We start from the raw sequence: 11335 nt of genomic DNA on the forward strand, positions 1-11335 counted from the left end.
TTTTTCGCCCGTGCGCGCACGGGCTGTGTTCGGGCGTAGAAGGGCATAGAGCCTCGGGGGCCGATTCATGATCCATATCGCTGTCATCACCCGGCAAGGCGCTCCGGCGGGGCAGCCCATCGCCGCCGATTTCGGGCCCAACGGGGGCACGATCGGCCGTGCGGACACCAACACGCTGGTGCTCGTCGATCCCGACCGCACGGTCTCGCGCGTCCATGCCCAGGTGCTGTGCCGTGACGGCCAATACTTCGTCATCGACCGCGGCAGCAACCCGATGCAGTGCAACGGCGTGTCGCTGGGATCGGGCAAGGAAGCGCCGCTCGCCGACGGCACGCGGCTGGTCGTCGGCAGCTTCGAGCTCAGCGTGCGCATGACGGCCGCCGCGCCGCCTGCGCTGGCCATTCCCAACACCGTGATGTCGGCACCCACAGCCGCCGCCCCCGCGAGTGCCGGCGACGACCCCTTTGCCGATCTGCTCGCAGGGCTCGGACCGCCGGCGGCGCCCGCGGCCGGGCCTGCCGCAGCCGCCACATCCCACGCCAAGGCTGCGGCGCCCGCCAGCGCCGACGCGTTGCTGTTCCCCGATCCGATGGAAAGCGGTTCGCGCAACGCGCAGGCCGCGCAGGTCGATCCGTTCGCCAACCTGCTGGGGTCCACGCCTTCCTCCGCGCCCTCCGCGGGTCTCGGCGCGCTCGACGATTTCTCCGATCTGGGCGCGCCGCCCGCGCACGGCAAGGCGGCCGGCATCGACGAGCTGTTCGGCGGCATGGGCAGTGGCGGCGGCATCGGCGGCGATCCGCTCGCGCTGTCGCCGCTGGCCGATCCGCTGCTGCAGCCGAACACGGCTTCTTCCGCGGACCCGCTGGCCGCATTGCAGAGTGCGGCACCGCCCACGCCGACGCCTCGTTCCGACCATGTGCCGATCGATCAGTTCGGCTTCACGCCGCCGAGAGCTGTCACGCCACCGCCTCCGCCGCCCCCGCCACCCGTGGAAGCGCTGCCGCAGTTCGACGACATCACGGGGCAGCCGATACGCATCAGCGGGCCCGAGGTCGCAAGCAGGCCGTTCGAACCACCACCACCGCCTCCGCCCCCGCCGCTCGCCCAGAGAGCGACCGCGCCCGCGGCCCCGCGCGCCGAACGCACCGCGTCCGACGACGAGTTGCTCGCCGCCTTCCTGCGCGGCCTCGCCAGCACGCACCAGGCGCCCGAGATGCTCACGCCCGGCCTCATGGAGCGCATCGGCTCCATCCTGCGCAGCGCCACCGAGGGCACGCTGCAGCTGCTGCTCACGCGCCAGGAGTTCAAGCGCGAGGTGCGCGCCGACGTCACGATGATCGCGGCGCAGGCCAACAACCCGCTCAAGTTCTCGCCCACGGTGGAGGTGGCGCTTGCGCACCTGCTGGGGCCCGGCGTGCGCGGCTTCATGCCGCCGGAGGCCGCGATGCGCGATGCCTTCAACGACCTGCGCGCGCATCAGTTCGGCGTGATGGTGGGCATGCGCGCGGCGCTGGCCCACGTCATCGCGCGCTTCGAACCCGAAGAGCTCGAAAAGAAGATCAGTTCGAAGTCGGCGCTCGATGCGCTCTTCAGCGCCAACCGCAAGGCCAAGCTCTGGGACCAGTTCGTGGCGCTCTACGGTGGCATCGCGAGCGAGGCGGAAGACGATTTCCACAACCTCTTCGGCAAGGCCTTCCTCCAAGCCTACGAAGAGCAGATGGCGCGCCTCAAGTCCGACACCTGAACCACCCCTCAGGCCCAACAGCAACCGCACCAGCAAAAGCGAGGCACCCCGCTTGGAAATCGAAATCGTCACGCTGTCCCGCCAGGGCGGCCGCACCTACAACGAGGACGTCCACGGCCATTGGCATGACGAGCGCTACGTCGCCTGCCTGGTGGCCGACGGCGCGGGCGGCCATGGTGGCGGCGACGTGGCGGCCGCGACGGCGCGCAGCAGCGTGCTGGGCGGCTTTTCGGCCGCGCCGGGGCTGGACGAGTTCACCTTGCGCACCCTGGTCGAGCAGGCCAACCGCGACGTGGTGGCGCGCCAGGCCGAAGGCGGCAAGCTGGCCGGCATGCGCTCGACCGTGGTCTTCGCGGCCATCGACCTCGAGCGCCAGGCGCTGGCCTGGGTGCACAGCGGCGACAGCCGGGCCTACCTGTTTCGCGGCGGCGCCATCGTGGCGCGCACCACCGACCACAGCCTGGTGCAGCAGATGGTCGCCGGCGGCATGCTCGACGAAGAGGGCGCGCGCCTGCATCCGCAGCGCAACATGCTGCTGTCGGCGCTCGGCTCGATCGAGGAGGCGCCCGACATCACGGTGTCCGACCGCATGCGTCTGGAGGCCGGCGACGTGCTGCTGCTGTGCAGCGACGGCGTGTGGGAGCCGCTGGGCGACGAATGCCTGGTCGACACGCTGCACGCCTCGCGCACGCCCAGCCAGTGGACCGAGCAGCTCGACACGCAGATCAAGGCGCGTGCCAAGCCGGGGCACGACAACTACACGGCGCTCACGCTGTGGGTGATGCCCGACGAGGAGGACGATGCCACGCGGCTATTGCCGGCGAGCGAGGGAGAGACGGTGCCGGCGCGGATCGAAGAAGAGCCTTCGGCGCCTGAAAAGCCGGCGGGCTAGGCCAGGCACGCCTGCGGGTGCAGGCATCAAGGTCAAGGCTTCTTGGGCCTGTAGGCCTTGAGCGTGCCGCTCACGCTCACATCCACCGTCACCACCACGAGGGCCGATTCCATCTTGCCGTTGTCCTGGCGCTCCATCGGCTTGCGGGTGGTCGTCTGCTTGGTGGGGGTGCCCTTCCAGCGCATCGTGCTCGAGCGCACCAGTTCCTTGTTGCCCAGGTGGTTCTGTTCCAGCACCGTGATGGCGCCGTTGCCCGCGTTCTTGGAGAGGATCGATGTGTGGTGGGAGCGGCCGATCGTATCGGTGGAGCTGTCCGTCCAGCCCGAGCCGTCGGTGAAGGTGACGTCGGTGGTGGTGCTCGTCGTCATCTCGTAGTTGCGATACTGGAGGATGTCGCCGGGCAGCGCATCCTTGAGCGCGATTGCATTGCCCCAGATGTAGTCGTCGTCGGCGCCTGTCGGGCCGAAGTCCGACGACGTCCCGGCACCGGCCTGGAGCAGGGCACTGTTGGCCAGATCCCAGCATTCGCCCGCGCCGATCTGCTTGCCGACCTGTGCGCTGGCCCATTGAAGGACCGTGGCGTTCAGCGTTGCCATCGCGTGTTCCTTGTGAGGAGGCTGGGGCGGCTCCCGGCCGCGGTGCGGCCGGGGAGGCGCCTCAGACCTTCTTGTTGGCCGCGATGTCCCAGCCGGTTTCCTTGGTGCCGTCGCCGGAGCCGTCGGCCTTCTGCGGCGTGTACTCGTACTTGAACTTCGAGAAGTTCAGCGTCACGGTTTCGGTCAGGCGGTCTTCGCCGCCGCTGCCGCCGGTGCTGATGTGGGTCACGATGATGTCTTCCATCGTGAGCTTGATGTACTCGAGCGGCGTGGCGCCGGCCTTGCGCACGACCAGCGTGCCCTTCTTGATGTGCTGGCCGTTGCAGCAGTCGAGCAACAGCAGGTGCGAGGCGGAGTCGACGTACTTGGTCACCGAGACGTCCTGCACGGTCACCTTGCCCGCGCCCGAGCCGCCGCCGGTATGGCCGGTGCCGGACTGGCTGGCGCCCCAGCTCCAGGCGAGAACGTCGATTTCCTTCTTGTGCGAATCGTCCTTGGATTCGCCGTCGACGCCTTCGAGCTTCAAAAACATGTCTGCAGCCATGATGCTTACCTTTCAGTTGTGTGTGTGAGTCAGAAATAGAACGGGCTTCCGTGCGGTGCCGAAGCGTTGTTTGCCCGGGAGCTATGGAGAGAACGAGCAGTGGGCCCTGATTTCAAAGGCCCACCGAAGGCATAGGCCACCCGTTTGGCGCCCGCTACTTGGCGCCCTTGCCCGAGGGCAGCTTCGACACCAGCCGCAGCGACACCGTGAGGCCTTCGAGCTGGTAGTGCGGGCGCAGGAAGAACTTCGAGGTGTAGTAGCCGGGGTTGCCCTCGACCTCTTCCACCACCACCTCGGCCGCGGCCAGGGGCTTGCGGGCCTTGGTCTCTTCCGAGGAGTTGACGGGATCGCCGTCCACGTAGTTCATGATCCATTTGTTGAGCCAGCGTTGCATGTCGTCGCGCTCCTTGAAGCTGCCGACCTTGTCGCGCACGATGCACTTGAGGTAGTGCGCGAAGCGGTTGCAGGCAAAGAGGTAGGGCAGGCGCGCCGCGAGGTTGGCGTTGGCCGTGGCATCCGGGTCGTCGTACTCGGCCGGCTTGTGCAGCGACTGGGCGCCGATGAAGGCCGCGAAGTCGGAGTTCTTGCGGTGGATCAGCGAGAGCAGGCCGGCCTTGGAAAGCTCGGCCTCGCGCCGGTCGCTGATGGCGATCTCGGTCGGGCACTTCTGGTCCACGCCGCCGTCGTCGCTCGGGAAGGTGTGCAGCGGCAGGTTTTCCACCGCGCCGCCCGACTCGATGCCGCGGATGCGCGAACCCCAGCCGTAGAGCTTGTAGGAGCGGTTGATGTTGGTCGCCATCGCATAGGCGGCGTTGGCCCAGGCGTACTTGCTGTGGTCGGCGCCGGCCGTGTCTTCCTCGAAGTCGAACTCCTCCACCGGGTTGGTGTTGGCGCCATAGGGCGTGCGCGCCAGGAAGCGCGGCATGCACAGGCCCAGGTACTTGGCGTCGTCGGAGTCGCGCAGCGACCGCCAGCCGGCGTACTCGGGCGTGAGGAAGATCTTGGTCAGGTCGCGCGGGTTGGCGAGCTCCTGCCACGATTCCATCTGCATCAGGTTGGGGCTTGCGCCGGTGATGAAGGGGGCGTGCGCCGAGGCCGCGATCTTGGACATCTCGCCGAGCAGCTCGATGTCGGGCGGGCTCTGGTCGAAGTGGTAGTCGCCCACCAGCGCGCCGAAGGGCTCGCCGCCGAACTGTCCGTATTCCTGCTCGTAGACCTTCTTGAACATCGGGCTCTGGTCCCAGGCCGCGCCCTTGAACTTCTTGAGGGTCTTGGCCAGCTCCACCTTCGAGATGTCCATCACCCGGATCTTCAGGTGCTCGTCGGTCTCGGTGTTGTTCACCATGTAGTGCAGGCCGCGCCACGCACTCTCGAGCTTCTGGTAGTCGGGGTGGTGGATGACCTTGTTGACCTGGTCGGTCAGCTTGGCGTCGATCGCGGCGATCATGGCCTGGATCGACTTGGTCACATCCTTGCCGATGACGGTGCTGTTGCTCAGCGCCTGCTGCGCGAGCGTGAGCACCGCGGCTTCGACGGCGCTCTTGGCTTCGTCGCTGCGCGGCTTGAATTCCTTCTGCAGGAGCGACGAAAAGTCGCTGCCCGCATACGCGACATCTTTCAGTGCGCTCTGTTCGAGTGCTTCGGCCATGGTGGTTTCTCCTCGTGTACCGGTGTGTCAGGCAATGGGGGTCAGGCGGCCGGCTTGGCGGCGTCGTCGGGCTTGGCGGTCGCGGCCAGCGACTGCAGCAGGGCCGGGTCCTCGAGCACCTTGGCCAGCAGTTCCTCGGCGCCGTTCTTGCCGTCCATGTAGGTCACGAGGTTGGACAGCTGCGTGCGCGCCTCGAGCAGCTTGTTGAGCGCGCCGACTTTCCTGGCGACCGCTGCGGGCGAAAAGTCTTCGATGTTCTCGAAGGTGAGCTCGACCTTGAGTTCGCCTTCGCCGGTCAGCGAGTTCTCGACCGCGAACGCGGCGCGCGGCTTCATCGCCTTCATGCGCGAGTCGAAGTTGTCGACATCGAACTCGAGGAACTTGCGGTCGGCCACGGGCGCGAGCGGATCGGCCGGCTTGCCCGACAGATCGGCCAGAACGCCCATCACGAAGGGCAGCTGGATCTTCTTCTCGGCGCCGTAGAGTTCCACGTCGTATTCGATCTGGACCCGTGGCGCCCGGTTGCGGGCGATGAATTTCTGACTGCTCTTGGCCATGGCGATGCTCCTTGCGGGGGTAGATGGGGCGGTTCGATCAACAGGAAAGAATGAAGAGGGACGGCTACTCGGACGAACGCTTGCCGGTCACGGTCTCGATCGTGTCCAGCGCGTTGGGTGCGAGGTTGGCCATGATTTCGAGGAAGCTCACGCCGATGAGCTTCTTGGCGCGGTCGATCAGGAGCGGCGCGGGGTTGCCGGGCTCGGTCTGCTCGAGGAAGCGGATCACGCGGTCCAGCGTCTGCAGCGCGTCCTGCCGGCTCTGGATCTCGCCGCGCGCGGCGGCGGGGCGCGGCGCGGCGCCGCCGGCCTGCGAGGCATCGCCTTCGGCGCCAGCAGACGCATCGGTCTCTTCGGGCGCACCGATGGCGGCGCTGCAGGCCTTCTGCAGCATGCGGCCGATGGAGCGAAGCGGGGACAGGTCGATCACGTCGGAGCGGCCGGTGCGTTCGACCAGCAGGGCCTGCAGCTTCTCGACCAGCCCGGGCACCCCGATCGCGGCCTGGATCAGCTCGGGCCGTTCGGCGTGGAGCGCTTCGAGGCCGCCCTGGATCTGTGTCGGCGAATAGGTGGCTTCGCCGCCGACCGCGTTCAATGCGTTGTTCGCGATCGCGATGTCGCGCACGCGGATGGCGCCCACGCCGGGCGCCACGCCCACCTGCGCGTCGTACAGGTCGCGCAGCACCATGCTCTCGTCGCCGAGCGGCGCGAGCGCGTTGAGGCGCATGGTGGGGTCGTTGTCGTCGTCGGCATCGAGCTTTGGATGTATGCCGTCCCAGAACTTGTCGAGAAGGCCGGTCATCAGCTGGAGCCCGGCGACGAAGCCGGTGAGGCCCTGCAGCCGTGTCGAAGCGCGCAGCAGCAGCACCGCGGCGCGCACGTCCTTGCTGCGGCGCAGGATCGCGTCGGATTGCTCGGCCACTTCGCGCCACTCCGGCTCCACCGCCGGAATGACGGTGTCGCCGAACTGTTGCTCGGGCTTGCCCTGCGCGGACGTGGTCAGCGCGGTGAAGTCCGCGTCGTACTCCAGATCGTCCCCGCATGGCGATGCCTCGCCAATGGGCGTGAGCAGTGCTTCGACAAGTTCGTGAGTCAGCATGTTGCCTGTTCGAGTTCGCTGGTGATAATCAAAGATGCGTCAGAACCGGTCAATGCAACGAAGGGAATAGCATGCGCACGCTGGGTACACACCATTCGTCCTATGAAGGCTTCTTCGCTGCGGCATCGCGGCGCCGTGTCGCAGCGCTCGGCCTTGCGGTGGCGGGTCTTGCCATGGCGGGCTGCGCGAGCAAACCGGTGGTCACGCCGGTGAGCATCACGCTCGTGGCCGGCGCCGATGCCAACCCCGACGCGCGCGGCCGCGCCTCGCCGCTCACGGTGCGCGTCTATGCGCTGAAGTCGCCCGGACCCTTCGAGGGCGCAGACTTCTTCTCGCTGTTCGAGAAGGACCAGGCCACGCTCGGCGCCGAGCTGGTGCAGCGCGAAGAGATGCTGCTGCGTCCCGGCGAGACCAAGAAGCTCGATCTCACCCTGCCGGCCGACGCCAAGGCCATTGCCGTGATGGCGGCGTTCCGCGATCTCGATCGCGCGCGCTGGCGCGAAGTGCGCCCGGTGACGCCGGGCAAGGCGCAGACGCTCACCGTCAACTTCGGTGCCCGCCAGATCCGCATCGAAAGCAAATAGCCGCAGCTTGCCTTGGGGGCGAGTCATGCCGGCCGCCCTGGGCGTACCAGCGGCTGGTCGGCCGGCAGGAAGCGCTCGAACAGATCGGTCACGAAGGCCCCGCCGCTGGCGCCTGATGCGGCGGCCGTGACGTAGAGGCCGCGCCAGCGCGGCGCGCGCGAGCCCTTGCCGTGGCTTTCGAACAGGACTTCCGCAATCTCGCGCAATGCGGGCTGCAACGCCTGCAGGGCCTCGACGAACGCATGGATCGCGAGCCGGGCTGCGGCCCCCTGCTGTTCGCGCAGCAGGGCCATGCGCAGGCCATGCAGTTGCAGCGCGATGGGATCGAACAGGGCATCCAGCCGGTCGCCGGCCGGTGTGCCTGGCGCGGCGAACGGGTCTGCCAGGCGATGGCCCAGTGCCTGCGCCAGCACTTCGGGTGGCAGGGCGCCGCGCAGCGTCGCGTAGCCCGCCAAGTGCTCGAGCCCGGTGACGACGAGGTAGACGGGCAGCTGCAGACGCAAGGTGTCGCCTGCTTCGTCGAGCAGCCGGCGCATCCTCGCGGCCAGGGGGCGCAGGTCCGCGGCATCCGCCTGCAGCAGCTCGCTGGCGGAGAAGCACGCCACCACGCCGTTGAGTGGCAGGCGGTCGCGCCGTTCGGCGAGCGCCAGCAGCGCCTGCAGCCAGAGGCCGCGCGCGCGCGGCGCGCCGGCGGCTTCTCCGACCGCGGCGGGGTGGATTTCGATGGCCACCATCGCGCCGGTGAGCCACCAGTGCCAGCAGGCCTCGGCGGGAGCTTCGCTGTAGTGCAGCAGGGCCTGGCGTTCGCCCCGGGCGGTTGCAAGAAGCCCCGGCAGGTCGGACGCCGCATCGCCGAGAAACAGGAACCATGGCACGGGTGCCGCCGGTGCATGAGAGGCCCGCGGTGGCCGCGGTGCCTGCCGCAGCGCCTGGCGCGCCTGCACCATGGACTCGCGGAGGGCGTCGATGGCGCTTGCGTCGACGGGCGCGTCGAGCGTTTCGATGCGCCGCAGCAGCGCACGCCGCCGCGCGCCGCGGCCCGCATCGCGCACCGTGGCGTACAGCAGCACGAAGCCGAGCAGGCACAGCGCGAGCAGTGTCCAGAAGAAGTGGGCAGGCGACAGCATGGCGGTCATGGCGGGGGCGGTCTGGCGTTGTTCAGCGCGCGACCGTTTCGAGGAACACGAAGTCGGCAATCAGCCGCTCGCTGTTCTTGCCGGCGGCCAGCGCTTCGCGCAGCCGCAGCAGGTAGGCGGAGGCGAGCTCGAAGGGCGGGCGGTCCGAGGTTTCGGTGAAAGGCGTCGGCATCGACAGCACCGTGATCAGTACGCTGCCGAAGGGCGGGCTCACGAGCCAGCTCGACGGGATGTCGCGGCCCAGCTCGAGCGTTGCGCCGGCTTGCAGCCGCGTGGGCGCCTGCCCGGTGTTGAGGTGCATGACCGAGCCATCGACGTTGTAGTAGTCGACCCAGATGTAGCTATCGTGGCGCGGCGCCACCACGTGCACGCGCACGCTGTCGCCTTCGCGCAGCTGGCGGTTGCGGGCCGTGGGGGCGTCCACGTCCAGCCCGTAGTTTTTCTCCTGGTTGCGTGCCTGGTACGGCTTGAGGATGGCAAACACCTCGCAGTGCGGCCACACGCGCAGGCCGATGTCGAAGCGCGGCGATGCGACACCGGGCATGGCGCTCACCTCGCGCTCGACCCGCGGCAGGTCGTCGGGCAGCGAGACGAAGCCGGTCACGTGCGTGCGGCCGTCCTTGTCGGCCGAGGCCGAGAGGTCGGCGCAGGCATAGGCCTGCAGGTGCTGGTCGATGCGCTGGGTCAATGCGGTCTTGGTCGTCGTGGGCGCGGCGGCCCACAACCAGAGCAGATAGAGCAGGGGCAGCAGCAATGCGAAGGCGGCACTGGCGCGCAGCAGCGACCGGTCGCGCCGGCGCGTGTCGTTGGGGCCGCGCGGGTCCGGCACGCCGTAGGGCTGGGGAGTGATGTGGTCCTGCGCCAGGCTGCCGAGGGGCAGGGGCTGCAGCCGCAACTGGCGGCCATGCAGGTCCTTGAGCTTGCCGAGCTCGCCCTGGTCGCCGTCCTCGAAGTAGTACTGGCCCTTGAAACCGTGCGCCAGCGCATGCCAGTAGACCTCGCGCACCTCGTCGTCCTGCGCAGTCAGCGCCGACAGGTGGTGAAAGAACTCGCTGTGCGCATTGTTGGAGTTGAAGAGCTGCACCTGCAGCGGTGCGGTGCCGGCGTCCGCGCCGGGGTGGCGTGCCAGGATCTCGTCGATCCACGCCACCATGGCGAAGACCGCCGATTCGACCTGCGCTGCGGGCGTGCCGGATGCGTCGGCCTCGGCGCGTGCCGCATCGAGCAGCCGGCGGGCCTGCTGCTGTGCATCGTCGTGCAGGAGGGCGGGCCGTCCGGCCGCAATCGATGCGTCGAGGGCGAGGCCGAATGAGATGAATGCGGAGAAACAATCGAGCAGTCGGGCCATGAACTGTGCCCGCTCAGTCGTGCATTGCGAAGGATGCCTTGCACCGGCGTCTGCAGCGATGGCACATGCCCATGTCCCCGGTTCCTTCGAGTGAGCGTTCATTCTTCCAAAGCGCTCCTCGCGGGCGCCATACCGCTTGGGGTCTATGCCGTTGGTGGGGCAAGCTGGCCTTGCTGTGCGGGGCAATCGCCGTTATCTTCTGCAATCGCTGACTTCAACGCACGCTGGGACAACGGACAAGCCATGAAAATCCTGATCGCCGACGACCACCGGCTCGTCATCGAGGCGGTCAAAGCCAAGTTGTCGGAGCTGGAGCCTGGTATCGAATTCGTTCTGGCGATGAGCGTCGACGAATTGCTTGCAGGCGCGAACGACGACCTCGACCTGGCCCTGATCGATCTCAACATGCCCGGCGCAGACGGCCAGGCCCACATCGACGAAATCCGGCGCCGCCATCCGGCCGTGCCGGTGATCGTGCTGTCGGGCTACGAAGACCCGGCCATCATGCGCAGCGCGCTCGAGCGCGGCGTGCTCGGATTCATTCCAAAGGCCTACTCGCCCGAGGTCATGCTCTCGGCGGTACGCCTGGTACTGGCCGGCGGCGTGTACGTGCCGCCGATGATGCTGACGGCGCTGCCGCCGGGCATCGTGGCCGGCGTGGCCCCGCAGGCGGGAGGCGCCGAGGCGCTGACGCGCAACGGCGGTGGCGGCAACCAGACACTGGAACACCTGCGCAGCGTGCTCACGGAGCGTCAGGTCGAAGTATTGCAACTGCTGTCACAGGGAAAGCCCAACAAGCTGATCGGCCGCAGCCTGGGCATCAGCGAGGGCACGGTAAAGATCCACCTGGCCGCGATCTTCCGCGCGCTGAATGTGCGCAACCGCACCGAGGCGGTGGTCGCTGCGCAGGCGCTGACTGAAGCGCAGCAGGCCTGAGAGCCTGTTATCGGCCGCCGCGTTAGGGACACGGCACAGGGCAGTTCAGGGCGCGTGCACAGGCCACCGGGTGCTCCCCTCCGCGAATGTCCCCCGCTTCGCTCCTCCTTTATTTCGCTGCGGGGAGCACCCGGTGCCCTGTGCACGAGGGCACGCTGCTGGTTTGCGGCCGATCAACCACTGCGCTGAGCGATCACGCCGATGGTGTGCTCTGCGCAGCGAAATAAAGGAGGAGGCCTGCGGCCTTAGGC

The 11335-nt window shown here is 68.1% G+C and carries 10 protein-coding genes and 1 pseudogene; 4 read left to right on the forward strand and 7 right to left on the reverse strand.

Translation table 11 applies throughout. From position 1 onward, the window contains the following. Positions 1 to 67: 67 nt before the first annotated feature. Together tagH and AC1DXX_RS16340 are read left to right on the forward strand one after the other, a co-directional pair. Entirely contained in the window at positions 68 to 1744 is a 1677-nt protein-coding gene (gene tagH / locus AC1DXX_RS16335; RefSeq protein ID WP_478135248.1) for a type VI secretion system-associated FHA domain protein TagH, read from the forward strand. Positions 1745 to 1796: 52 nt separating this feature from the next. After that, positions 1797 to 2636 carry a PP2C family protein-serine/threonine phosphatase gene (locus AC1DXX_RS16340; RefSeq protein WP_478135249.1) on the forward strand — a complete coding sequence of 280 codons (840 nt, stop codon included), beginning with the start codon at positions 1797 to 1799 and terminating at the stop codon, positions 2634 to 2636. Positions 2637 to 2668: 32 nt separating this feature from the next. On the opposite strand, the pseudogene AC1DXX_RS16345 reads toward AC1DXX_RS16340, so the two are convergent. From AC1DXX_RS16345 to tssA, 5 genes and pseudogenes are all read right to left on the reverse strand, one after another. Then, positions 2669 to 3256: pseudogene (locus tag AC1DXX_RS16345) on the reverse strand (hypothetical protein); the annotation flags it as partial. Positions 3257 to 3293: 37 nt separating this feature from the next. Continuing rightward, positions 3294 to 3776 (reverse strand): Hcp family type VI secretion system effector, encoded by a 483-nt coding sequence (locus tag AC1DXX_RS16350; RefSeq protein ID WP_478135250.1) that lies wholly within the window; start codon positions 3774 to 3776, stop codon positions 3294 to 3296. 154 nt (positions 3777 to 3930) lie between these two features. Beyond that, a complete protein-coding gene (gene tssC, locus AC1DXX_RS16355; protein ID WP_478135251.1) occupies positions 3931 to 5424 on the reverse strand; it encodes a type VI secretion system contractile sheath large subunit in 1494 nt (497 codons plus the stop codon). 41 nt (positions 5425 to 5465) lie between these two features. Further along, entirely contained in the window at positions 5466 to 5981 is a 516-nt protein-coding gene (tssB, locus tag AC1DXX_RS16360) for a type VI secretion system contractile sheath small subunit (protein WP_257862634.1), read from the reverse strand. Between the two features lie 64 nt (positions 5982 to 6045). Continuing rightward, a complete protein-coding gene (gene tssA / locus AC1DXX_RS16365; protein ID WP_478135252.1) occupies positions 6046 to 7080 on the reverse strand; it encodes a type VI secretion system protein TssA in 1035 nt (344 codons plus the stop codon). 71 nt (positions 7081 to 7151) lie between these two features. Here tssA and tssJ point away from each other — a divergent pair, with 71 nt between their 5' ends. Then, positions 7152 to 7664 (forward strand): type VI secretion system lipoprotein TssJ, encoded by a 513-nt coding sequence (tssJ, locus tag AC1DXX_RS16370; RefSeq protein ID WP_478135253.1) that lies wholly within the window; start codon positions 7152 to 7154, stop codon positions 7662 to 7664. A 23-nt stretch (positions 7665 to 7687) separates the two neighbouring features. Here tssJ and AC1DXX_RS16375 read toward each other — a convergent pair whose 3' ends face one another. Both AC1DXX_RS16375 and AC1DXX_RS16380 read right to left on the reverse strand, forming a co-directional pair. Beyond that, complete coding sequence (locus AC1DXX_RS16375) at positions 7688 to 8800, reverse strand: type VI secretion system protein (RefSeq protein ID WP_478135254.1); 1113 nt, start codon at positions 8798 to 8800, stop codon at positions 7688 to 7690. A gap of 22 nt (positions 8801 to 8822) precedes the next feature. After that, a complete protein-coding gene (locus AC1DXX_RS16380) occupies positions 8823 to 10148 on the reverse strand; it encodes a DotU family type IV/VI secretion system protein (protein WP_478135255.1) in 1326 nt (441 codons plus the stop codon). 243 nt (positions 10149 to 10391) lie between these two features. Here AC1DXX_RS16380 and AC1DXX_RS16385 point away from each other — a divergent pair, with 243 nt between their 5' ends. Next, positions 10392 to 11084, forward strand: a complete 693-nt coding sequence (locus AC1DXX_RS16385; RefSeq protein ID WP_478135256.1) for a response regulator — start codon at positions 10392 to 10394, stop codon at positions 11082 to 11084. Positions 11085 to 11335 lie beyond the last annotated feature (251 nt).

This window comes from Variovorax sp. P4_B10, from assembly GCF_056402375.1.